21 protein-coding genes are annotated in these 24350 nt (G+C 60.3%); 7 read left to right on the top strand and 14 right to left on the bottom strand.

Features of this window, described 5'->3' with window-relative positions; all coding sequences use genetic code 11:
- Positions 1–75: 75 nt before the first annotated feature.
- Both ACTHND_RS06995 and tipF read left to right on the top strand, forming a co-directional pair.
- A complete protein-coding gene (locus ACTHND_RS06995; protein ID WP_440177131.1) occupies positions 76–570 on the top strand; it encodes a response regulator in 495 nt (164 codons plus the stop codon).
- Between the two features lie 108 nt (positions 571–678).
- On the top strand, positions 679–1971 hold the full coding sequence (tipF, locus tag ACTHND_RS06990; protein WP_440177129.1) for a flagella assembly cyclic-di-GMP phosphodiesterase TipF: 1293 nt from the start codon (positions 679–681) through the stop codon (positions 1969–1971).
- A 78-nt stretch (positions 1972–2049) separates the two neighbouring features.
- Here the strand turns inward: tipF and ACTHND_RS06985 are convergent, their stop codons facing one another.
- The 4 genes from ACTHND_RS06985 to ACTHND_RS06970 all read right to left on the bottom strand — a co-directional run bounded on the left by ACTHND_RS06985 (position 2050) and on the right by ACTHND_RS06970 (position 9564).
- Positions 2050–4581: a glycosyl hydrolase 115 family protein gene (locus ACTHND_RS06985; RefSeq protein ID WP_440177127.1), complete on the bottom strand. Its 2532-nt coding sequence runs from the start codon at positions 4579–4581 to the stop codon at positions 2050–2052.
- 73 nt (positions 4582–4654) lie between these two features.
- Entirely contained in the window at positions 4655–6289 is a 1635-nt protein-coding gene (locus tag ACTHND_RS06980; protein WP_440177125.1) for an alpha-L-fucosidase, read from the bottom strand.
- Positions 6289–7089 (bottom strand): GDSL-type esterase/lipase family protein, encoded by an 801-nt coding sequence (locus tag ACTHND_RS06975; protein ID WP_440177123.1) that lies wholly within the window; start codon positions 7087–7089, stop codon positions 6289–6291. Before ACTHND_RS06975 ends, ACTHND_RS06980 begins: the two co-directional genes overlap by 1 nt.
- Positions 7090–7170: 81 nt before the next feature.
- Positions 7171–9564, bottom strand: a complete 2394-nt coding sequence (locus ACTHND_RS06970; RefSeq protein WP_440177121.1) for a glycoside hydrolase family 3 N-terminal domain-containing protein — start codon at positions 9562–9564, stop codon at positions 7171–7173.
- 123 nt (positions 9565–9687) lie between these two features.
- Here ACTHND_RS06970 and ACTHND_RS06965 point away from each other — a divergent pair, with 123 nt between their 5' ends.
- The 3 genes from ACTHND_RS06965 to ACTHND_RS06955 are packed head-to-tail and all read left to right on the top strand — an operon-like array spanning position 9688 to position 13065.
- Complete coding sequence (locus ACTHND_RS06965; protein ID WP_440177119.1) at positions 9688–10794, top strand: endo-1,4-beta-xylanase; 1107 nt, start codon at positions 9688–9690, stop codon at positions 10792–10794.
- Positions 10795–10796: 2 nt separating this feature from the next.
- A complete protein-coding gene (locus ACTHND_RS06960; protein WP_440177117.1) occupies positions 10797–12485 on the top strand; it encodes a glycoside hydrolase family 43 protein in 1689 nt (562 codons plus the stop codon).
- 46 nt (positions 12486–12531) lie between these two features.
- Positions 12532–13065 carry a carbohydrate binding domain-containing protein gene (locus ACTHND_RS06955; RefSeq protein ID WP_440177115.1) on the top strand — a complete coding sequence of 178 codons (534 nt, stop codon included), beginning with the start codon at positions 12532–12534 and terminating at the stop codon, positions 13063–13065.
- Here the strand turns inward: ACTHND_RS06955 and ACTHND_RS06950 are convergent, their stop codons facing one another.
- Positions 13066–15183, bottom strand: a complete 2118-nt coding sequence (locus tag ACTHND_RS06950; RefSeq protein ID WP_440177113.1) for an exo-alpha-sialidase — start codon at positions 15181–15183, stop codon at positions 13066–13068.
- Positions 15184–15324: 141 nt separating this feature from the next.
- Positions 15325–15981 (bottom strand): OmpW/AlkL family protein, encoded by a 657-nt coding sequence (locus ACTHND_RS06945; protein ID WP_440177111.1) that lies wholly within the window; start codon positions 15979–15981, stop codon positions 15325–15327.
- 134 nt (positions 15982–16115) lie between these two features.
- Between ACTHND_RS06945 and ACTHND_RS06940 the strand changes: the two genes are divergently transcribed.
- On the top strand, positions 16116–16433 hold the full coding sequence (locus ACTHND_RS06940; protein ID WP_440177109.1) for a hypothetical protein: 318 nt from the start codon (positions 16116–16118) through the stop codon (positions 16431–16433).
- Here ACTHND_RS06940 and ACTHND_RS06935 read toward each other — a convergent pair.
- Positions 16430–16753: a metalloregulator ArsR/SmtB family transcription factor gene (locus ACTHND_RS06935; RefSeq protein ID WP_440177107.1), complete on the bottom strand. Its 324-nt coding sequence runs from the start codon at positions 16751–16753 to the stop codon at positions 16430–16432. The genes ACTHND_RS06940 and ACTHND_RS06935 overlap by 4 nt on opposite strands.
- 122 nt (positions 16754–16875) lie before the next feature.
- Here ACTHND_RS06935 and ACTHND_RS06930 point away from each other — a divergent pair, with 122 nt between their 5' ends.
- Positions 16876–17196: a rhodanese-like domain-containing protein gene (locus ACTHND_RS06930; protein ID WP_440177105.1), complete on the top strand. Its 321-nt coding sequence runs from the start codon at positions 16876–16878 to the stop codon at positions 17194–17196.
- On the opposite strand, the gene ACTHND_RS06925 is transcribed toward ACTHND_RS06930, so the two are convergent.
- From ACTHND_RS06925 to ACTHND_RS06895, 7 genes are all read right to left on the bottom strand, one after another.
- On the bottom strand, positions 17193–18800 hold the full coding sequence (locus ACTHND_RS06925) for a methyl-accepting chemotaxis protein (RefSeq protein ID WP_440177103.1): 1608 nt from the start codon (positions 18798–18800) through the stop codon (positions 17193–17195). The genes ACTHND_RS06930 and ACTHND_RS06925 overlap by 4 nt on opposite strands.
- A gap of 103 nt (positions 18801–18903) precedes the next feature.
- A complete protein-coding gene (locus ACTHND_RS06920) occupies positions 18904–19158 on the bottom strand; it encodes a hypothetical protein (RefSeq protein ID WP_440177101.1) in 255 nt (84 codons plus the stop codon).
- A 78-nt stretch (positions 19159–19236) separates the two neighbouring features.
- On the bottom strand, positions 19237–20364 hold the full coding sequence (locus ACTHND_RS06915) for an ABC transporter permease (RefSeq protein WP_440177099.1): 1128 nt from the start codon (positions 20362–20364) through the stop codon (positions 19237–19239).
- A gap of 1 nt (position 20365) precedes the next feature.
- Entirely contained in the window at positions 20366–21292 is a 927-nt protein-coding gene (locus ACTHND_RS06910; RefSeq protein WP_440177097.1) for an ATP-binding cassette domain-containing protein, read from the bottom strand.
- A 163-nt stretch (positions 21293–21455) separates the two neighbouring features.
- Positions 21456–22388: an HlyD family secretion protein gene (locus ACTHND_RS06905; RefSeq protein WP_440177095.1), complete on the bottom strand. Its 933-nt coding sequence runs from the start codon at positions 22386–22388 to the stop codon at positions 21456–21458.
- The gene (locus ACTHND_RS06900; protein ID WP_440177093.1) at positions 22381–23004 is read right to left on the bottom strand and encodes a TetR/AcrR family transcriptional regulator; all 624 of its coding nucleotides are present in this window, start codon (positions 23002–23004) and stop codon (positions 22381–22383) included. The genes ACTHND_RS06905 and ACTHND_RS06900 overlap by 8 nt, the downstream gene beginning before the upstream one ends.
- A gap of 85 nt (positions 23005–23089) precedes the next feature.
- Positions 23090–24274 carry an acyltransferase family protein gene (locus tag ACTHND_RS06895; RefSeq protein ID WP_440177091.1) on the bottom strand — a complete coding sequence of 395 codons (1185 nt, stop codon included), beginning with the start codon at positions 24272–24274 and terminating at the stop codon, positions 23090–23092.
- Positions 24275–24350: the final 76 nt, after the last annotated feature.

The following is a 24350-nucleotide window of genomic DNA, read 5'->3' as shown; positions in this document are numbered from 1 at the left end:
CCTGACGGGCCTATGCGTTGCTCATAACAACACTCTATAAGGCCCGCCTGCCTTTCACAGCGACACTCCGAGCACATGGCCGATTACAGTAGTCTGAAAATCCTGCTGATCGAAGATAATCAGCACATGCGCTCCATCGTCACTGCCATCCTTAAGGGCACGGGAATCCGCAATGTACGCGAGGCCCGTGATGGCGCCGAGGGACTGGACATGTTGCGCCAGTATCCGGCCGATATCGCCCTGGTCGATTTCAACATGAACCCGATCGATGGCGTCGAATTCACCCGCCTGCTGCGTAATTCGGCGGATTCATCCAATCCCTACCTGCCGATCATCATGATCACCGGCCATTCCGAACGCTCGCGCGTCATCCAGGCGCGCGATGCCGGCGTCAATGAATTCATCGTCAAGCCCCTGACCGCCCGCGCCCTTCTCGGCCGGCTCGATTCCGTCATCATGCGGCCGCGTCCCTTTATCCGCTGCAAGACCTATTTCGGCCCCGACCGCCGCCGGTCCGGCGATCAGAATTACGCCGGCCCCTACCGCCGCAATACCGACGACGCCTATTAACTTTAATCTTCTGTTAGTAAATCTTAACGCCCACTAGGCGAGTGACTTGAATCATCCCATAGTCAAGCTGACGATTCTGTGTGCCGCATCCTGCGAAATGGGACCATTATGGGCAAGTTCACCCCGGCTATTCTTGTTCTGACCTATATTCTGGTGGGGCTGAGCCTCGCCGCCATGGTCTGGAATGGCGGCTCCGATTTCGGCACAGCCCTGGCGGTTCTCGCCGGCACGCTTGGGGTCTGCCTCTCCTTTCACGCCTATGCCTCGCAGCAACTGGCCGAGCGCCGCATCCTGCGCGATGTCGAAAACGTACGCGACGCCCACCGCCTGATGGTCGACGCCATCGATTCGACCCAGAAGGACATGCTGGAACTGGCTGACCGCGTACAAAACCAGCGCACCTCGCGCTCCGAGGAACTGACCTCGGAAGTGAAAATGCTGGAAGACCTGGTGATGAAGCTGGGCGAAAGCATTGAGGACCGCCTTAATTCCTGGCAGGCGGCGCCGGCGGCGACCGTCGTGCCTCTGCGCGGCACGCCGGCGATGAACGCCAAGGAAGCCCAGGCCCTGGCCCTGATCGAGACCATCCGTGAGGCGCTGATCGCCAACCGTGTCGATCTGTATCTCCAGCCGGTTGTCTCCCTGCCCCAGCGCAAGACCATCTTCTACGAGTCGTTCTCGCGCCTGCGTGATGCCACAGGCCGCGTGCTGATGCCGGCGGAATATCTGAATGTCGCCGATGCCGAAGGTCTGGTGCCTTCTATCGATAACCTGCTGCTGTTCCGCTGCGTGCAGATCGTCCGCCGCCTGGCCAAGCAGGACCGCCGCATCGGCATCTTCTGCAATATCTCGCTGACCTCCCTGCGCGACGAAACCTTCTTCCCGCAGTTTCTCGAATTCCTCAATGAAAACCGCGACCTAGCCGGTTCGCTGATTTTTGAGCTGGGCCAGGATGCCTTCGCCACGCGCGGCTCGGTCGAGGCGCGCAACATGGCCAAGCTGGCCGATCTCGGCTTCCGCTTCTCGCTCGACAAGGTCGTCAGCATCGATTTCGACCTGCAGGATCTGCACCGCTCCGATGTGCGCTATGTCAAGATCGGCGCCAATCTGCTGCTCGAACAGCTTCTTGAGGTTGAAGGCAAACCGGCGATGAAATTCCTGAAGGACATCCATGCCGGCGACTATGCCGGCCTGCTGGCGCGTTACGGCATAGAGGTCATCGCCGAAAAGGTCGAAAGCGAAAAGCAGGTGGTCGATATTCTCGATATCGAGATCGGCTACGCGCAGGGCCACCTCTTCGGCGAGCCGCGCGCCATCAAGGAACAGGTGCTGGCCGAGACCGACCCGCCCGCCGGCTTTATCAAGTCAACCCTGCCGCAACAGGGCCGCCGTCGGGCCTAACCCCCTCGTCTTCGCCCTCCCCATTTATGGGGAGGGGGGACCGCGAAGCGGTGGGCGGGGCAATACATCTCCGGAAGATTAATCCGCCGCACTTTCCGGCGGACCGAGATAGGACGGCTTCAGTCCGCCGGTATCGAGCACTAGGCGTTCCAGCACCACATTGCCGTCGATGCGGAACACCTTGATGGTGTGCTTGCCGGGCTTGAGACTATTGAACGCCGTCGGCAGGATGAAGATATTATCCTTGACCGCCTGGGTCCATTGCGGCGTGTCGGGCTTGAGGTCAAAGGTCAGGGTTTGTGCGGGCCGGTCATCGATCGTAACGGCGATACGCAATCCGCCCTTGCCTTGCGTGTCCAGCGTCGGCGCCAGGTAGAGATTGAGCGTGACATCGACCTCTTTGGCAAGCTTGAAATCATATTCCAGCGCCATGTCGCTAACAGATGTCGAAGCCGCAGCCTGAGGCAGGGAGATGACCGATGACAGGGTCCGGCCCAGTTCGGGAATGATTTGCCAATGCCGGCCCGGCGCCTCGGTCTTGCGAGCGAAATGTTCGGCGTCTATGGCTATGGCGCCTTCGCTTTCGACAAATACGCCCCCATTCGAAGCCGAAGGGCGCAGATAGAGGCGATCGCTCTTGTAAGCATTGTGCGCCGGCTTTCCCTTTTCAGGAACACGAATTAGCTTCGGCAGAACCTGCGCTTCCGGCTGCTGCCAATTATCATAGCCGATGTGGGTCTGGTCCATCATGTGGTTCCATTTGCCATCGCCAAGGGTGTTATATTGCGCCGCCAGATCCTTGTCGGTCTGGAACTTTTTTTCGACGATATCGGCCAGAAGATTGGCGCGCGGACTGCCTTCCATGGCCGCCAGATGATTAAGCGCGGTATTGTAATAAAGGCTATAGAGATTGGCGCTAGCCACCGTCGGGTATTCGACAAGCTGGAAATAGGCGTCTTGTGCGTTAGCCGGCAGGGCTTTGCCAAGCGCCTGGGCGCGCTGCGCCAGAAGACCATAATCCTGCTCCATATAGGACAGGCTGCCGATATCAAAACTGTCCGCCGTGATCAGCTCCGGCTTCTTGCGCGCATTATACTGGCTATAGCGCGTCAGTATGTCACCAATCTCCGCCGCATGCGCCTGACCGAACTGCTGGGCGGCCCATTTCGCCGGGTAAGCCTGCAAGGCTTCCGGTGTCATCGCTTCGGGGTTCCACGCCATATCCATGAAGAACGACAGCGGAAATTCCATCGGCTTGATATCACCGACATTGACGATCCACAGACGATCGGCGCCGCTGTCATACGCCAGGTCCATTTGTTGCCAAGTCTTCTCAATCTGGTTGGTGTTGATCCATTTGTAATTGCGCGGCCCGCCGACATAATCGAAATGGTAATAGACGCCATAGCCGCCCGGACGCGCTTTGCCCGGTTCCGGCAAGCGCCTTATCTGGCCCCAGTTGTCGTCCGAAAACAGCAGGGTCACGTCGTCCGGCACCTTCATGCCGTGATCGTAATAGTCCTGCACCTCTTTGTAGAGTGCCCAGACCTGCGGCGTCTGGTCTGCCGGCTTGCCGGTGACATCGGTAATGATTTTCCGCTGATCGGCCACAATCCCTTCCAGCAATTGCGTCGCCGTGCCTTCGCTCATCGGCTCGTCGCCATCGCCGCGCATCCCGACCGTGACGACATTCTCAAAGTTACCGGCCTTCATCCGCTCGATACCACCGCGCCAGAAGGTGCGCAGGTTGGCGGCATTGGTGGTGTAGTCCCACTTGCCACCGGTGATGCCGCCCTCCTGGTGCCGGTGCCATTCCTCCTGCGCCCGCGTCATCGGTTCGTGATGCGAGGTGCCCATGACGATCCCGTAGTCGGCAGCCGTCTGCTGATTCAATGGATCATCGTCTGAAAACGCCTTACCCCACATGGCCGGCCACAGATAATTACCCTTTAGCCGCAGCTCCAGTTCGTATACATGGCCATAAAGCTCATGATTGATGCCGCCGAATTTTTCCCGCGCCCAGCCGCCGAAGGCCGGTTCCTCGTCATTGATGAAGAAACCGCGATACTTCACCTTCGGCGCATCGATACGCGAGCCCGCCGTCACGTACAGGTCGGTCTTTTTCACCACCGGCACATCGGCCCACCAGTACCAGGGCGATACGCCCATCTTCGCCGACAGATCATAGGTGCCGTAAATCGCGCCTCGCGCATCGGCGCCCAGGATCACCAGCGCCTTGCCGTGGCCAGTATCGACCACGGATTGCTGATAGGCTTCCCACTTGCCGGCCACACCGCCCTCATCAACCGGCAGTGGTGAATGGCCGGCCACGGCAATCACCACCACGGGGCCGGTCACGTCCTTCAGGTCATGCACCACCGCCGGACGGACGCCGGCCACGCGCTCCAGGTCGGCGGCGAAATCCTCGGCCACGCGCTGCACTGGCTTTGAAGCCCCGGCATCGACATAAACCGTGGCTGGTTTGCCGCCTTTAATGAGAGTGAAACCCTCAGCCGATACGCCGTTACACACCGCCACCGGTCCCTCGCAGGCCGACGCCACCGGCGGAAAAACTGCCAAAATAACAGCCGCCAGCCAAATCTGTTTCATGATCCCATCGCTGTCCAGATAAAGTCTTTCAAACCGCGCCCGCCCCAAAACTTTCTTTCTATTCCCTGGTGGCTCATACCAGGCCCTCGCCGATAATCCGCAACGCCATACCGAAGGGATGACTGACACCTTCCGGAATCTCGACATGCACGCCGGCCGGGTCGCGCCTGAAGGCCAGCGGGGCGTCGGTATCCACCGCTTCGATGCGCGCGATGCGACTGCCTGCGGCAGCGGCCAGGCTTGCGATCGTCAGCCGCCCCAGAGGCTGACCAAGCGTGATGGCATAAAGCACGCCGGCTTTTTGGGTGAAGCGGATATCCTGCGCGGTAAAATCCAGTTTCGGATCGCCATTGATGAACTGGCCGGAAACGACCTCGGTCGGCCCCTCGCCGGCGATCTTCCATGGCCGTGTGCCGAAGATGGCCTCGCCGTAGCGCCGGTTCCAATCGCCGATTTCCCCAACAATGCGGCGTTCCTCGTCGTCGATTGTGCCGTCGCCGCGTACCGGCACCGACAACATCAGGTTGCCATTCTTGGAAACGACATCGCACAGGCGATGGATAATATCCTTCGCTGGCACATAGGATTTATCAGTGAAGCGCTGGCGATTGTAATGCCAGTCACCCAGGCAGGTATCGGTCTGGAAAGGATGCGGCTCGATGCCTGAGCGGTTGCCGCGCTCGACATCCTCTATCACCGCGGACTTCCGGTCTTCCGGCACCAGCTTGATGGTAACCACCACCTCCTGTTTGCCGCCATGCCATTTCAGCCCGGCATTGTAATAGTGGGCGGCGAGATCAAGCCCCACCTGGCCGAGCGGCAGGTCACCATTATCAAAATAGACCAGGTCGGGCTGGTAGGAGTCGATCAGGTCCTTGGTGCGCAGGTAGAACTGACGCGTGAAGGCGGGATTGGCCGCCGGCGGCGTTTCGGGAAAAGGACCGTCGTTTTCATCGTGCCATTTATTGGCTTCGGCGATAGAGGTCATACCCTCCGGCATGGGCATAACCGCGCCGCCATAGAGTTCCTGCGGATCGAGCCCGTCCCACCATTTGCCGACACCATCGGCCTTTTTCAGGTGCCCGGCATCGTAACGTTCGCCGGCGCGCGGCCCTTCCGGATCATAGGCATAGGCCGCCTGCATCCAGTGCCAGGCGTGGGCGGCATGTTGCGAAACGGCGAACTTCAGCCCGCGCGCCCGCGCCTCTTTCGCCCAGATGCCGACAATGTCCTTCTTAGGGCCGACCCTGGTGGCGTTCCAGGCCATGAACTTCGAATCGTAGGCGTCGAAATTGTCGCAATGGCTGGCCAGGGCCATGAAGTATTTCGCGCCGGCCGATTTATAAAGGTCAAGCAGTTCGCCGGGGTTCCAGTTTTCGGCCTTCCACAGATTGTTGATCTCCATGAAGCCGCTGTCAGCCGGATGGCCGTAGGTCTTCAGGTGGTGGTCATAGGCCCGCTCGCCTTGCAGATACATGCGCCGGGCATACCAGTCGCCCTGTTCCGGCACACATTGCGCCGACCAGTGCGCCCAGATGCCGAACTTGGCGTCGCGGAACCAGTCCGGCGCCTGATAATGAGCGATGAGCGATCGCCAGTCGGCCGTGAAGGGGCCGGAAGCGATACCGGCGGCCAGTGCGGGCGGCACCACGACCGCCGAAAGCACTAGCGCCGTGCCGGATTTCAGGAGATCGCGCCGGCCGATCATTACGCCAGGGCCGCAGCGATGGCGGCCAGGGTGTAGGGCGCCATGGCGGCATAGGCCTGGGCATTGGGATGGACGCCATCGGCACTGAATTCCGTCCGCATGGCGCCACTGTCGAGCGCCAGGGCCGGCCAGTAGTCAACAAAGGTATAGTTCTGCGCCGAACAGACCGATTTGATCCATTCGTTCAGCGCCCTGATCTTCTCGACCGGATTGCCGACCTCCGGCCGCCACGGGAAATGATCCGCTGGCGGCACGCTGGCCATGATGACCTTGATACCGTAGACCGAGGCGAGATTAGCCATGGCCTGAAGGTTATTGGTAGTCGCCACCGGATCGTAAGGATCCTGGTTTTGCGCGATATCGTTGGTGCCGGCCATGATATGCACCGCCTTCGGACGCAGGGCAACGACATCAGCCATGAACCGGACCAGCATCTGCGCCGAAACCTGCCCGCCGATGCCGCGCCCAACCAGCCCGTTTTCAGCGTAGAGCGTGCCGGATTGCCCCGGCCAGCCGTCGGTAATGGAATCGCCCATCATGACAACCTTGCGGGCGGCTTCCGACAGCTTGACTATATCGGCATTGGCCAGGTGATAACGGCGCATTTGCGCCCAGTCGGTGCCGACGGGCTGGACGTTCAGCGTTGCTGGATCGTTATAATCCTGCAATGCCGCCTGTATGCCTTGCGCTTCCGCATTGGGCTGCCCCTTGTTCTGCGCGCTGGCCGCCGTAGCGACGCCCAGCATCGCTCCGCCCGCCAGCGCCCCGCTCAAAAGATGGCGCCGCTTAATGTCCGTCATAATCGTCCCCTTCAAGCGCAATCCGAAAAGTGTCATGCAAAGAGACTGTGCACTTTTCAGTTAAATTGCGCGACCAAACTCTCAGGCCACGGTCAGCGTGGCCGTCTTCAGGTCTACACTATTGGGTCCGACGGAGATCGTAAAGGTGCCCGGCTCAACAACGCGCTGCATATCCATATTGTAGAATTGCAGGTCAGCGGGCGTGATAGTGAAGCTGACCGTCTGGCTGGCGCCGGGCTCAAGCGTGATGCGCTTGAAGCCCTTCAGTTCCTTGACCGGGCGGGTCACCGACGAGAAGTCGTCGCGGATATAGAGCTGGACGACCTCGTCACCTTTCAGCGCTCCGGTATTCTTTACCTCCACGCTGACCGTGACGCTGTCGCCCGTGCCGATGGTCTCCTTTTCCAGCTTCGGCGCGCTGATATCGAAGGTGGTGTAGGAAAGCCCGTAGCCGAAGGGGAACAGCGGCGAGGTTACGCCATCGAGATAGCCGCGGCGGGCGGTCGGCTTGTAGTTATAGAAGATCGGCAGTTGCCCGACATTGCGCGCGATCGAGACCGGCAGCTTGCCGCCCGGATTGGCCCGGCCGAACAGGATATCGGCGGCGGCCCAGCCGGTTTCCTGGCCCATATACCAGCCCTCGATCAGGGCGTCGGCCTTCTCATTGAGCAGGTTGACCGACAGCGGGCGGCCATTGAGCAGCAGGACAACAGTGGGTTTGCCCAGCGCAAAAATCTGCGCGGCGAGATCGTTCTGGCGGCCGATCAGATCAAGCGACTGGCGGTCGCCCATATGGTTGTCGGCCCAGGCTTCACGCGAGGTCTGTTCGTTATCGCCCAGCACCATGACAATGGTGTCGGCCGATTTCGCGGCCTCCACGGCATCGGCTATCAGCTTGTCATTGACCGAATCCGGCGTGAAGTTGATGACGTCCTGGCCCCAGATGCGCTGTTCAGTCAGGCGCACACCTTCCGAATAGGCAACGTCGAAGCCGCCTTTCTTGCCTTCGGCCTGCAAGCCTTCAAGCACCGAAACGACATGGCGCGGCTTGTCGGAATAACCGCCGATCGGCGTATCCCTGGCGTGGGTGCCGAGCACCAGCAGCTTGCCGACCTTCTTCGCATCGAGCGGCAGGACGCCGTTGTTCTTAAGCAGCACCACCGATTTCGTGGCGGCTTCGCGGGCCAGGGCCACGGCGTCCGGCGCGGCGGTCAAGGCATCGGCCTTTTTCGCATCGACATATGGGTTCTCGAACAGGCCCGACTGGAACTTCATTTCCAGAATGCGGGCAACCACGGCGTTGATCTCGTCTTCCGAAATACGGCCGGCCTTCACCAGGTCGATCAGGTTGCCGTATGTCTGGTTGTCGGGCGTTTCGATATCGACGCCCGCCTTGAAGGCGCGATAGGCCGCTTCGGTCGTATTCGGCACCAGATGGTGGCGGGTGATCATTTCACTGATGGCGAAATAGTCGGAAACCGTCACGCCCTTGAAGCCCCACTCATTGCGCAGGATGGTGGTCAGCAACCACTTGTTGGCATGGGAAGGCACACCATCGATTTCATTGTATGATGGCATGACCGCGCGGATATTGGTTTCCCTGACGATTTTCTCGAACGGCGGGAAGAAGTCCTCGCGCAGGGTGCGTTCCGACACCTCGGCCGGGCCGACATTGGTACCGTTTTCCGGCTGACCGTGGCCCGTCATGTGCTTCAGGGTGGCGAACACCTTGTCCTTCGCCAGCGGCAGGGTCTCGCCCTGGAAGCCGATCACGGCCGCCTTGCCCATGGCGCCGCAGAGATGCGGATCTTCGCCGTAGGTTTCCTCGATACGGCCCCAGCGCGGCTCACGGGCGACATCAACTACCGGCGCAAGCGCAAAATTGGCGCCGCGGGCGCGCATTTCACGGGCGGCCACCGAGAAAATTTTCGTCGCCATATCCGGATCGAACGATGACGCCAGGCCGATCGCCTGCGGGAAGGAGGTGGCGTCCTTGGCGACATAGCCATGCAGCGCTTCCTCGTGCATGATCATCGGAATGCCAAGTCGCGTCTCTTCGACCGCCCACTTCTGCATGGCATTGACGTGCGTGGCGGTATTGAAGGCGTCGCGGTTGCCCATGGCGCCGGAATCGCCTGCGCCGGTCGTGGTGGCCAGGCCCTGCTGGTCGGACGGGCGCGCCACCATGCCGAGGCCATTTGGCCAGACCTGTGACGCTTTTTTCGGATTGAACCTGCCGTCGGGGTCCTGGATGTCGCCCTTCTTCTGCCAGACGCATTCCATCTGGGCGACCCTTTCCTCCAGCGTCATGCGCCCGAGCAGATCAGCCACGCGCGCCTCGGTGGACAGGCCGGGATTTTTGTAAGGCAGGGTTTCCCTGGCCTTCGCCAATGCACCTGTGGCCGTGGCGGCGGTCAGGGCAATGGTCGAGGCACCGAACAGGCGGCGGGTGACGACGGGGGTCGCAGACTTCATAACTTCATCCCTATTTTTCTATGGTCGGCACTTCCATTTACGAAGGCCGCTGCCGCGCTTGACGGCGGAATTGAACGATGACACTGTTAGCGCTAACAGAATAAAATTCAACAGGGAAATTTCATGAGTCAAAATGTTACACGCCGCGCCGCCATGGTTGCAGGCGCTGCCACGGGCGCTCTCACTGCCCTGCCCGCCTTTTCCAATGAAGCCCTGACGCCGCTGAAGGATTTAGCTGCCGCCAAGGGCCTGCGCTTCGGCACCGCCATCGGCATGAAGATGTATGCCGATCCGAAAATCCGCGATCTGGTCATCCGCGAATGCAACATCATCGTGCCGGAAAACGAGCTGAAGATGTATGTCACGCATAACCAAAACCCGACCGACTACAATTTCAAGCCGGCAGACGAACTGCTGGCCTTCGCGGAAGCCAACCATATCGCCATGCGCGGCCATAACCTCTTCTGGGCGCGCGATGAATTCACCCCGAAGTGGCTGATAGATTACAAATTTTCCGGCAAGGCCGAGGCCGAGAAGATGCTGCGCGCCTATATCGCCACTGTGGCCGGGCATTACGGCGAGCGCCTGACCTCGTGGGATGTGGTGAACGAGACCATCGATCCCAAAACCGGTGAAGTCCGTGACAATGCCTTCTCGCGCGTGCTCGGCATGGACACGATGCGCATCGCCTTCGAGGCCGCCCGCGCGCACCTGCCCCAGACGCAACTGGTCTATAACGACTATATGAGTTGGGAAACCGGCAATGAAAACCACCGCAAGGGCGTGTTGAAACTGCTGCACTGGTTTCGTGACAATCATGTGCCGATCGATGCGCTGGGTGTGCAATCCCATATCGGCAACGGCTTCGACCTGATGGCCGGCCAGGTCAATCAGTGGAAGGACTTCCTGGATGAGGTCGTGTCGCTCGATCTCGACCTTCTGATCACCGAATTCGATGTCGACGACCAGACGATCACGACCGGCGATATCGAGCAGCGCGACGCCATCGTCGCCACGGTCGGCCGCATCTATCTCGACCAGATGCTGAGCTACAAACAGACGAAGGATGTGCTGTTCTGGGGAATGCCAGACCAATATAACTGGCTGCAGGGCTTTACCCCGCGCAAGGACGGCCTTCCCCTGCGTCCGACACCGTTCGATGCCGAATTCAGGCCCAAGCCGCTTTATGACGCCATCGCCGCGGCTTTCAAGACTGCACCGGAGCGGTAATCATGAAAGCCTTTCTCCCCGCCGTAGCGCTTCTGGCGCTTTCCGCCTGTGCCACCCTGCCGCAAACACCAGCGCCGCAACCCGGCCAGGCGGTCTTTTCCGATATCCGCCTGGACAGTGAAATTCCCGGCCTGGCAAAACTGACCAAACCGCAGTACGAAAATCCGATCCTGCCGGGCTTCTATCCCGATCCCAGCATCACACGCGCGGATGACGACTATTACCTGATCAATTCGAGCTTCGCCTATTATCCCGGTATTCCGGTGTGGAAATCGCACGACCTTGTCCACTGGAAGCAGATCGGCAATGCCATCGACCGGCCGGGAATGCTTGACTTCTCCGGACTGGCCACTTCGCGCGGCGTATTCGCGCCAGCCATCAGCCACCATGACGGCCTGTTCTACATCATCAATACCTGCGTGGATTGCGGCGGCAACTTCGTCATCACGGCCAGGGATCCCGCCGGTCCGTGGTCCGATCCGGCCTGGCTGTCCTTCGGCGGCATTGACCCTTCGATTTTCTGGGATGACGACGGCAAGGCGTGGGTCGTCTGGAACGACGCACCCGAAGGCACGCCGCTCTATGAAGGCCACCGCGCCATCTGGATTCAGCAGTTCGACCCCGCCAAAATGCAGATGGTCGGCGAGAAGCACGTCGTCGTCAACGGAGGCGTCGATATCTCCAAAAAGCCGGTCTGGATCGAAGGGCCGCACGTCTACAAGGTCGATGGCCGCTATTATCTGATGGCCGCGGAAGGCGGCACCTCGGTCAACCATTCGGAAGTCATCCTGAGTGCCGACAAGGTGGGCGGCCCCTATGTGCCCTATGCCGGCAATCCGATACTGACCCAGCGTGATCTCGATCCGGCGCGGCCCATGCCGATCACCTCCGCCGGTCACGCCGACCTGGTCCAGACGCCAAACGGCGACTGGCACGCCATCTTCCTGGCTGTGCAGCCCTATGAGGGCAATCTCTACAATACCGGCCGCGAAACCTTCATGCTGCCGGTCAACTGGCAAAAGGACGAGCAAGGTATCGCCTGGCCGATCATCCTGCCTAAGGGCGCGGCAATTCCCGCGGCGGTCGATCTGCCCAACCTGCCGGGCCAGGTGCCGGAACCGCACTATACCCGCTACTCACACCATTTCGGCTACAGTTATGGCGGGGTGACCCCGCTCGACTGGCTGCAAATCCGCACGCCCAAAAGCGACTTCCTGACAGTTTTCAATGACGAAACAGTCGGCCTGACCGCTCTGCCGGAGGCCATCGGCGATGTGAAATCGCACCCCGCCTTTATCGGCCTGCGCCAGAAGCATGTGAACGCCAGTTTCAGCACCGTGGTCAATTACCGACCGCTCAAGGAAGGCGACCGCGCCGGCATACTGGCCGTCCAGAACGACGACTTCTACATCTTCTATGGCCTGGCCATGCGCGACGGCAAAACGGTGCTGGAAGTCACACGCCGCGCCGGACGCAGTGATCCGCTGGAGGGTGTGGTCATCGCTTCCCAGCCTGCGCCGATAGGGCCGGTAAGCCTCAAGGCGGACATCAGGGCCGGCCGGGCCACCTTCAGCTACGGCAAGGGCACGACCATTGCCGCGGATGTCGATGTGACAAATCTGTCAACAGACAAGGCCGGCGGCTTTGTCGGCACGCTTATCGGCCCCTATGCCTATGGAAAAAGGCCGTAATTGATGTAATCTCCCGGATAATAACAATATTATCCGGGAGAAACCTATGAACCGCCGCCATCTTCTGATGGGTGCTGTCTGCGCCACCGCCTTTACCTCGCGGGCTTTTGCACAGGACGACATTTCCAAAAAGCTCATCAACGAACCGGGTGCCTGGAACATCTACGGCGCGGCCCAGACCAATAAACGTGTCAAGGACGACAAGGTTCAGGGTGGTCAGGCCATGGAAATCAAGATCGCCGGCACCGGCGGCAATCCGTGGGACGCGGCGGCTGAAAGTCCGATCACCGGCAAGATCACCAAGGGCGATAAGATCGTCGCCGCCGTATGGGTGCGCGCGAAAACGGCCGACAATGCGCCGGTCAATCTCAATATGCGGATGCAGGTCAGTTCACCGCCCTACAATTCCTTCGGCGAAAAATCGATCAGCGTTGGTACGGACTGGCAAATGCAGACCCTGGAATTTACCGCCACCGAGGACCATGCGCCGAAAACCGCCGCCATGACCATCCATCTCAATACCGGCAAGCAGACCATCTATCTCGGCCCCGCCTTCATCCTCAATATGAGTATGGCGTAATTATTTCATCCGGCCCACGATGGTCCCGCGTCCGTCCGGCGATATGTACAGCGTACCGTATTCACGCGGATCGCCGGCAATGGCGCGCATCCGGCCAAACCGATGCGCGTCATCATTGATGCGCGTCCAGTTGGCGCCCGTATCATCCGAGCGCCACAGGCCCTCTACGCCTTTCACCTGGCCCCACAGGAAGACCGCCGGATAGTCATGCCCCGGCGCTGGCTTGCCAAAAGTCACCTGCCAGGCGGCATCGACGCCGGATATCGCCGCCTCTCCGTGATAGAGCACAGTACCCGCCGCCAGCCACAGATCGCCTTCGCGGCCAGGCACGGCGCGCAACTGCCCCTCGCCTGCCGCCAGCGTGTAAAGCGGCGCGAATGACGCGCCGTTGTCACGGCTGACCAGCACCCGGCTCGTATGGCGGTCGAATGCGTAAAACACCGCGTCATTGAAAGGATCGGCGATGGCTTCCTGGCCGCGTTCCGCCTTCGGCCAGCCCGTCGACAGCGTCCAGGTCTTGCCGAGATCACCCGAATACCAGGCGCCCTCGTTCTCCGGCACCCAGACCAGCGTGCTGCCTTCGGCTGAAATTACCAGCTTGCCGGCGCGGTGATTATGCCAGTCGGTCGTGGCCAAGGGCGGCGGTGGATTAAGCGCCGCCCAGCTTTCGGCGCCATCGGTCGAGATGTAGCCGTGCACATCCTCAGCATCGACGCTGCGGACGATAATGTTGGGTTTCCGCGCGGCAAAGGCCACACTCTGGTTGGTCTTGTTGGTTGGCGAAAACAGGCCGTGTGACGGCGTCTTTGTCAGGTCGGTGAAAGCCGAGCCGGCGACATCGCCCGCCGCCATCAACACCTTCGGTCCTGCGGGCGGGCTCTCAAGTCCCAATATAACCGTTTCTTCGAGATTATTGTTTTCAAAGGCGAATTCAATCTTCTGCTCACCGCCCAGTGCATCGAGATTTTCCGTCATCCAGACGCCGTAACCGGTGCCGTAGAGCAGTTCCTTCGGATTGAACGGATTGATCTTCACCGCGTCCATCCAGTGGCCCATATGTTTGCGGGCCACGGCGTCCTTATCGTTACCGCCCATATAGTCGATCAGCCACGGATGCCCCGCCACGTCATGCGACGCCTGTGGCCCGACCGGCGTCCAGTGTCCGCCGCCATCGCGGCTGACATAGAGGTCATCACCGCTGCCGCTGTAACGATCCGAGGTCGAGACCACCAACCAGTCCTTTTGCAGATCGAGGCCGGAATAGCCGAAGGGCGTCTCTTTGGAAGGCTTGGCCGGGGTAATGTCGGTCCAGACGGCGCCCTTCAGCTTCCAGACCGCGCCATCGGTCACACCATGCGGGCCGAGATTATCGCTGAAGGTGACATAGAGCGTACCGTCCTGCCCCATTGCCATCTGGTGCGGGATCAGCTTTGGCGAGCCCGGCACGGCGGCGAAGGTTTTGCCGCCATCGGCGCTACGGAACAGCCCTTCCCCCACCTCACCGGAGCCGGCATAGATAGTCTGCCCGTTGATCAGCACCGCCGTCACCGACTTTTGACCATAAGCCGAGCGCGCAAAGCTCCGACCGCGATCATGGCTGACCCACAGGCCGTCCTGGTTGGTGCCGAGCCACAGGGTATTGCCATCCGCCGGATCGACCTGGAGGCGTTCGCCGGTGCCCCGCCCCATGGCATTGCCGCCGAGCTTGATGCCCGGCAGGCGCGTGACCTGCCACGTCGCGCCGCGATCCTCCGAACGCACCACCGCGCCATCCGGCACCCGATCGCTGAGATAGAGCCCGCAGGTGGCATAGAGCCGGTCGGGGTTATTCGGATCGACCGCCATGGTCATAATGCCGAAACAGTCCCAGTCGTCCCGGCCAAAGCCGTCCATCAGGGGAATCCAGCGCCGCGCCGCGTAATCAAAGCGATACATGCCGCCGACATCGGTGCGGGCATAGAGAATGCCTGGCGTTTTCGGGTGATACAGGAAGCCATCGACAAAACCGCCGCCCTCGAAGGGGATGGTCTTCCAGTCATAAAATTCGGCCCGCGCTAAACCTCCCGTCGCAACCATGGCGCCCGCCAGAACCGCCGCCCAAAGACGTTTGCCCGTCATTTCCTGCTCCTGATTATTATGGTTCGACATCATGTTAGCGCTATCCATGATGTTTTGTCAGATGAATTTCGCTTTATCCATAAAAAAGCGGCAGCCTGCTCGAACAGGACCGCCGCAGTCGGGGGACACTCCGGGAATGGATCAGAAGCGGTAGGCAATACCCACGGAAGCGACCACGGGATCAAGCTTGACCTTGGAGACCAGCGCGCCGTCATTGATCTTCGCGTCAGTCTTGTAGAAGACCTTCTTGACGTCGAGATTGAGCGACCACGGGCCTTGCAGCGCCACATCGACGCCGGCCTGGAGCGCCGTACCCGCACCGCTCTTCAGCCGCACCTTGAAGCCGTTCTGGTCCTTGCCGCCATACCAGTCCATATAGTTGACGCCGGCGCCGACGTAGGGGCTGACCTTACCGGCCGGATTGAAGTGATATTGCAGGGTGACTACCGGCGGCAGCACCCAGGTTTCGTGGACGTCGACATCGGTCGAAGGCCCCACGGCCTTGATCTGGTGCTTAGAAGTGCCCAGAATGCCCTCGACCGCCACATGGTCAGTGAAGAAGTAGGTAAAGCCAAGCGTCGGTACGGTGCTGTTGTTGACATCGACATTGAGGCCGGAATCCGCGCCCGCGGCTGTCTTGATATCGCCGCTTTCATCGGGCGCCACCGTGGTCACGCGAGCGGCGACGATAAAGGTGCCCTTCTGCTTCGGTTTGAAATCGGCCGCGTGGGTAACGCCGGCAGTGGCGACCAGGGCGAGTGCGCTTACAGCGGCGATAGATTTGAGAATATGTGTCATGACAGCCATCTTCCTTCTTGCTGAGGTGATGGCGCCCCGTATATCCACAATTTTTCTATGGGTAAACTGCGCATCCTGCCGCGCGTCAGGCTGTCGCAGGCGTACAAATCTACAAAATATGTTATCCTGACGTTATGACAAAGACCGATCAGCGCGTGGCCTATGCCCTTTACTTCGTAGCCACATCGGTTGTGACCGGGTGCTTAGCTGTCGTCTGGTATTTGTCCCCACTCGGCCTCGGTTTTAAAAGCTGGCCCGAAGCTAACCGCGATGTACTCGAACATCTTTATCAGGCATCATATTGGGCCGGCATTCCTGCAATTCTTATCGCGCAGGGCCTCTCATTGGTTCTTTTTATTTTCAGGAACCGAAAGGGGGCTTATTGGTTGCCGGCCGTCTCGATTGGTCTGTTTCTGACCTGTATCGTGACACTGATGTCGAACCTGAATTAGATGTCTTCCAGGCCCTTCGCCTTGGCGGCGCTTTCTTCGCGCAGCGGCTTGCGCGTCGGACAAACCTCCTGAAGATATCCATCCAGCGAATTGACGATATGGTCCTGGACGATGCTGTAATGGATGTACTTGCCCTTCTTAACGCTGGAAATCAGGCCGGCGTTTTCAAGGATGCTGAGGTGCTTTGAGACCGACGGCTTGGCAATGTCGAAGCGCTCGGCGATCTCACCCGCCGTCATCGTGGCCTTGGAAAGATAAGCCAGTATCTTCAATCTCGGCTCCGAAGCCAGGGCTTCGAAGGTTTTTACCATAGGCTTCATCTGTGACTCATAATTCGCTAATAAGCTAAATGTAACCAGTTTTCCCCTGCGCTTCAAGGCACCTTCCGCCAGCGCACTGAAACTGCCATAAGGCGTCGAAAATCTGATGAAAGGCCACGACCATGCCCACACCGATCCGCAATATGACGCCCGAAGAGGTCAGCGCCGCCCTGGCCGCCGATGAAATCCTGCTGGTCGATGTGCGCGAACCGCACGAGTTTGCCGATGCCCGCATCGAAGGCGCCGTCAACTATCCTCTGTCAACACTTGATCCAACCGCCCTGCCCTCGGCGGAAGGGAAATATGTGGTGCTGTCCTGTGCCGGCGGCGTCCGCTCGGTGAATGCCGCCCTGCAATGCCAGGCGGCCGGGATCGATATCCATGACCACCTCGCCGGCGGCCTGCGCGCCTGGGCGATGGCCGGACTGCCGGTAGAGCGTTAAGCCCTTACGCGTTTCAAAAACGCCTCGACCTCGCGGTTGAGATCCTGTGACTGGGTTTGCAGGCGCGCGGTTGCCTCGCGCACGCGCTGGGCGGTGACGCCGGTCTCGTCAGCCGACATGGTGACATCGACCATGGTATCGGCGATCTCGCGGGCGCCGTGCGCCGTGGCGTGGATGTTCTGCGAGATTTCCGACGTCACCATGGATTGCTGGCTGACCGCCGAGGCGACCACCACCGAACCGCTCGAAATCTCGCCAATAATCTCCAGGATTTCGTTCATCGAGTCGACCGACATCTTCGTCTCTGCCTGTATACCGTTGATCTGTGCCGAAATCTCGCCCAGCGCCCTGGAGACCTGCCCGGACAGCCCCTTGACCTCATTGGCGACCACGGCAAAGCCCTTGCCCGCTTCCCCGGCGCGAGCGGATTCGATTGTGGCGTTGAGCGCCAGCAGATTGATCTGGCCGGCGATATCGTTGATCACGTTCACCACCTCGCCGATCTTACCGGACGAGACCGCCAGCCGCTCGATGACCTCCTTGGCTACAGCGCCCTTGTCAGCGGCGGCACGCACCACCTGGTCGGAACGTTCGGTCTGCGAACGGATTTCGCCGATCGAGGCGGTCAGTTCTTCCGAAGCCGCCGCCACCTGCGAAGAGGTCTGGGCAGCGTCCGTGGAGATACGCGAGACGGCCTGCGAACGCTCCCGCGTTTCGCCGGCGATGGCGGAAACCTTTTCAGCCTCGCCCTGCAACAGGTCAGCGGCGGAAAGCACTTCATTGAGTACACCCTGCACCGAGGCTTCGAAATTCTGCGCCAGGTCCTGCATGGCCGCCTTGCGGGCGGCAGCGGTGTTTTGCCCGGCGGCCTTTTCGGCCTCAAGGCGTCGGGCTTCCATCCCGGCCAACTCAGCGGCCTGCGCGGCGGCGCGTTGCTCGGCCAGCATCATCATCCGGCGCATCCGGAACACGCCCAGGCCACAGGCGACAGAGCAGACAAGCGCGATCAGCAGGCCCAGGCCCAGGGCCATGCGGATGCTGTTGAGCCGCGCCTGGTATTTATCGACGTGCATGTCCACACCGATCATACCGATGAAGTTATGGCCGGCATCATAGAGCGGCGCATAGGCGCTGAGCACCGTGCCCCACTTGTCGGTATAGGGCTTGTCTTCCACCAGAGCGACCTTGCCGGCAAAAGCCCTGACCAGAACGGGCGAGGCTTCGTCATAGACCTCCATGATCGCCGCCGGCTCTTCACCGTCGCCCACCTGTGTATCCACTACGAAATGAATCTTGCCGGCGTCATCGATCATCATTGTGTAGATATCGGAGATATCGGCATTGCCCGCGATCAGCCCCTTGAAGGGCGTCAGGATACGATTGAAGGTGTCACCGCCCTTTTGATCTGGAGCCTTCAGTTCAGTCTGCGCCGCAGGATCAACCAGATTGCCGGCCGATTGCGTGAAGCCGAGCAGGCTCGAACCGATTTCCTGCTTCATGGCTTTTTCAGCCGCGAAATAAACCGCCACGCTGGCCGCCACGGCCACGCAGAGAATGAGCAGGCCGGCCAGAAGACCGTCGCGGCGGGGATTGATCCTGGACATGCGGCACTCCGAATCGCAAAGCTGTGGACAAGCAGGAACCGATCTGCCGCAAAATGGTTAACAGACCCGTTAATACAGTGACCAATTGAGCCCCTTACTGCGATCAGGCCCGAAGTCGTACCGGCGCCGCCGCGATCTCCACCGGCGTAAAAATGCCGAACGATACACTGCCGCCGCAATGGAAATCGGCGCAACTGAAAGCCCATTCGATCAGGTCGAGATAAATGGCGCCCACGCGTGCCTCATTGACCAGTTGCCGCACCGATTCCTCGCGCTGGCCACCGCATTTCTCACAGGTGATCATGATCCGGCAGCCGGCCGGCAAATCTCTCAACTGCGTTTCGCAGAACCATGACATGGGCATATCTCCGATCATCAATGTTCTTATTTTGTTCCCGCGCAATGGAAGAGTCAAGCCGCCGCCCGTGGATAAGTCTCAGTCCAATGTGGAGCGATATCTTGCCATCGCCACCGCCGTCGCCACGGCGATAAAGATCAGCATCGGCCAGATATTCGGCCACATGGCGGCGAAGTCCGACCCCTTCAGCATCACGCCGCGCACCACACGCAGGAAATGGGTCAGCGGGAAAACCTGGCCGATCCCCTGCGCCCAGGCCGGCATCCCGCGGAAGGGGAACATGAAGCCCGACAGCATGATCGACGGCAGGAAGAAAAAGAAGGTCATCTGCATGGCCTGCATCTGCGAGCGCGCCACGGTGGAAAAGGTGAAGCCCACGGCCAGGTTGGCGATGATAAACAGGCCGACGCCCAGCGACAGCAGCCAGATCGACCCAAGAAAAGGCACGCCGAACACGAAGGTTGATGCCAGCAGCACGATGGCGGTCTGGACGATACCGACGCCGATATAGGGCACGATCTTGCCGGCCATCACCTCCCACGGCCGCGCCGGCATGGCCAGCAGGTTTTCCATATTGCCGCGCTCGGTTTCGCGCGTCATGGCAATGGAGGTGATCATCACCATGGTCATGGTCAGGATGACGCCCAGCAGACCCGGCACGATATTATACTGCGAGATGCCTTCCGGATTATACATGCGGTGGATGACGATATCGACCGGCTGCGGCCCTTGAGCCAGCGAAGCCCATTCGCCCTTCAGATCCTGCTTCAACGCCGATGCTGTGATCTGCTGGATCATGCCCACGGCATTGCTGGCCGCAGACGGATCGGAAGCATCGGCCTCGATCAGCAATTGCGGCCGGTCGCCGCGCAGCATGTCACGCGTGAAGCCGGCGGGCACGGTAATGACAAAGGCCGCCTCGCCCGATTGCAGGGCCTTTGTGCCGGCGTCGGCGCTCTGCACCTCACCCTGGATGTCGAAATAGCTGGAGTTTTGCAGGCCCGCTGTCAGCGACCTCACAATGGCCGAACGGTCCTCCAGATACAGCAGGGTCGGCAGGTGACGCGGGTCGGAATTGATGGCGAAGCCAAACAGGATCAGTTGCATGATCGGCATGACGACCATGATGGCCGAGGTCAGCCGGTCGCGCCGCATCTGGATGAATTCCTTGGTCAGTATGGCGCCAATGCGCCGCAATGCGCTCATATTACACCGCCATCGAGTTATCTTTGCTTTGCCCCATCAGGTGGATGAAGACATCCTCCAGGTTGGGCCTTTCCTGCCGCCACTTGATACCGTCGATCTGGTGCGCGGCAACCAGCCGTTTCAGCGCGGCGGCATCGCCGCCGCTGACATGCAGGGCATTGCCGAAATAGGCGACATGATCGGCACCGGGCTGGCCGCGCAGACGCTCCATAAGGTCGCGCACGCCAACCCCTTCGGCGATGAAGGTATAGAGGCCCGACTGATCGATGATATCCTCCACCCTGCCCTGCGCCATCAGGTCGCCATAGGCGATATAGGCGATCTGGTCGCAGCGCTCGGCTTCGTCCATGTAGTGGGTCGAGACCAGCACGGTCATGCCTTCGGAAGACAACCGGTGAATCTGGTCCCAGAAATCGCGCCGCGCCTGCGGATCGACGCCGGCGGTCGGCTCATCGAGCATCAGCATTTTCGGATTGTGCAAGGTGCAGGCGGCCAGGGCCAGACGCTGTTTCCAGCCGCCGGACAGCGTGCCGGCCAGTTGCTTTTGACGCGAAGTTAAACCAAGCGTTTCCAGAGTTTTATCAACGACCTGTTTCTTTTTCTTCAGGTCGTAGAGATTGGCGACGAACTCCAGGTTTTCGCGGATCGACAGGTCTTCCCAGTAGGAAAACTTCTGCGTCATGTAGCCGACGCGGTTCTTGATCTCGCGGCTTTCCTTGAGGATATCGAAGCCGAGGCAGGTGCCTTCGCCAGCATCGGGTTTCAGCAGGCCGCAGAGCATACGGATGGTCGTGGTCTTGCCGGAGCCGTTGGGCCCCAGAAAGCCCCAGACCTGGCCGCGCGGCATCTGGATATCGACGCTGTTGACCACCTTGAGCTTGCCGAAGGACTTTGTCAGGCCGGTGACATTGATGGCGAGGTCGATCATGACGTCGCCTTTAGGAAGCAAGAAACCCCACCACCACGCCTTTCAGGCGCGGTCCCCCTCCCCGGCATAGCCGGGGAGGTACAAGTTAGTATACCTCCCCAACTTGTTGGGGAGGGGAACCATTGCGAAGCAATGGTGGTGGGGTTTCTTGCTTCCCCGCCCCTCACAGCTTGACATCCACAGGCTGCCCCGCGTGTAACGCCTCGGGCTTTTCAGGCGTCGCCTCGACCAGGAACATCAGCTTTTGCCGCTCCTTCACACTGTAGATCACAGGCGGGGTAAACTCGGCTTCCGGCGAAATAAACCGCACCTTGGCCGTTTGCCCCTGACAGCCATCGCAGCCGACATGCACCACCGCTCCCACACGGAACCGGGCCAAATCCGCCTGCGGCACATAAAACCGCACGAACTCCCGCCCTTTTGGCCGCACGGTCAGCACCGCCGCGCCCGCCGCCACGAACTCGCCGGGCTCACGCAGGCGCTCATCCACCTGTCCGGTCAGGCGCGCCTTCACGTCACGATCATCGACCATATATTGCGCCCCGGCGACATCGGCACTGGCCGCCGCCGCCTGGGCCTGGGCGGCGCGCTGTTGATCCTCGCGCGAGGCCAGGCGCTTCTCGGCGATCAGTTTATCAATATTGACCAATTGCGCCTGGGCCGATTTCGTCGCGGCCCGCAAGCTATCCATCTGAGCCGCCGAGACATAACCCTTGGGCTCCAGTTGCGCATAGCGCGCCTCGTTGGCGCGGGCGAGATCGAGCTGGCTTTGCGCCTGGATGCGCTGGGCCAGAAGCGGCGCGATATCGGCCTCACGCGCGCCCTTCGCCAGATCAGCCGCCTGCGCCTGAGCGGCTTCCGCCCGGTTCTCGGCACCGCTTAGGGCATGTTCGGCTTGTGTGGCATCGAGCCGGAACAGGGCTTCACCTTCCGTGACCGCATCACCACGATCAACATTGACCGCCGCCAGCCAGCCCGATTGCGGCGCATTTATGCTGACAGCCTGGCTCTCGACATAGCCGCTGTAGCTGTCGGCGGGTTTCGATTGGCAGGCGGCGAGCACGAAACAGGTACTCAAAAGCAAAAGATTACGCATGACCGAGACCTTTCAAAAAGACACGCACATGGGTTTGCAGGTAAGGCAAAGGCGGAAACGGCGTCTCCTCGCCATCGGCAAAAATCAGCGTCCACAGCGCGGATTTCAGCACCGGCGCGATCACCAGGTGCGCGGCCATTCCGGCCTCGATACCGGATATTTCGCCGCGATCGAGTGCCCGCTGAAAGAGACCGGTGAGTGCTGCCAGCATCTTCTGTACGACCTCGCGGCGATAAAAGGCGGCCAGTTCGGGAAAGCGCCCGGCCTCGGCGATGAGAAGTTTGGGGTATACCGGCAGCTTACCCGCTTCGATCGCCATGGCCGCCATTTCGACCATCCGCATCAGGGCGGGCTCCAGCGGGCCATCATAGCCCTTGAGAAAGGTCGAGGCCAGTTCCACGCGCGGCGCGATATCGCGCATTACCAGCGCCTCGAACAGGGCCTGCTTGGTCGGGTAATAGAGATAGACTGTCCCCTTGCTCACCCTGGCCGCCCGCGCCACGTCCTCCATCCGCGCGCCCTCGAAGCCGTGCCGGGCAAACTCCTCCAGCGCGGCATCGAGAATATCGGCCTGGCGCACTTCCGGCGCGGCCCTGCGTCTGACGGTTTTTTCCATTGACAGCTTCTTTATAGTACTGACCAGTCAGTACTATAATTGAAAATGGAAAACCCGACAAGCCTGAACCTGCCGGGTTGGCGCCTCAGATCTTCAGGAAAACCTTCTTCAGATAAAACGGCAGGACGAACAGCCAGCAGATGACGAGCACGCCCAGCGCGAACAGGAAGGACATGGCGTAAGGGTCGACGATGACACTGTGCATCCAGCGTGTGGTTATCCCCGCCAGGCCGGTGACATCGAGAAAGACCGAAAACAGCCAGGCGAAGACATAGGCCAGGATCGCATTGGTGCCGAAGACGCGGATCGGCATGGCCCATTTCGTATGGCCCATCCGGTCCATGACCAGCATCAGCCCGGAGAGGATCATCATGGCCAGTCCGCTGGTCAGAAGCGCGAAAGACGAGGTCCACAGCTTCTTGATGATCGGAATCTGGCTGTCCATCGCCAGGGCGGCAATCACCAGCATCAGCCCGGCCAGGGCCACGCTACCTACCGCTTGCGCCGGGGTCTGTTTCTGGATCAGCAGACCGATCAGTAGCCCCGCCAGGATATTGAAGATCGCCGGAAAGGTGGAAAGCAGCCCCTCCGGATCGTAGACCACCTGCCCCGCCTCATTGGTGCCGCCCTGATAGATGTGCTGGATGCCGGGGATGATACGGTCGATATAGGCCGGCCACGAGCCTTCCGGCCCGAAGGAATCGCCGAGACCATAGCCCGGCACAGGCACGAACTTAAGCAATATGGCATAGCCCAGGATCAGCCCCGCCGCCCAGATGGCCAGCGGCCGGGCATGGAGCACCAGCCTGCCGCCTTCGATATGACTATGTAGCAAGACCAGGCCCGAAGCGAGCCCGTAACACAGGCCGATTCGCTGCAGCACGCCCGGATAACGCCAATGGGCGAAATCAAACGCCGGCAACAGGTTGAGAAACAGGCCGATAGCGATCAGGATAACGGCGCGGCGGACCACATGGACCGCCATTTCACCCTTACCGCCCTCACCGATCCGCCGGCTCATCGACAGGGTCATCGAAATCCCGACGCAGACCATGAAGCCGGGAAACACCAGGTCGGTCATGGTAAAGCCGTGCCATTCGGCATGATCGAACGGCGGCCAGATATGCGACCAGTCGCCGGCATTATTAGCCAGCAACATGCCGATGATGAACAGGCCGCGCAGGATATCCAGCGCCTCGAAGCGCTTCGCCTTTGGCGCCGCGACCTTCGGCTGTTCCCGCTTTTCAAACTTGAGTATCTCGGCTGCCACCTGCGCCCCCTGTTGTTATTTTGAAATACAGTCTCACAGCTTGCCGCCCCTGCCAAGCCCCGCCTGGTTCTATCCA

The organism is Asticcacaulis sp. (assembly GCF_051954415.1).
In the GTDB taxonomy this organism is placed as follows: Bacteria; Pseudomonadota; Alphaproteobacteria; order Caulobacterales; family Caulobacteraceae; genus Asticcacaulis.
This window is presented reverse-complemented; position numbering and strand designations above follow the sequence as displayed.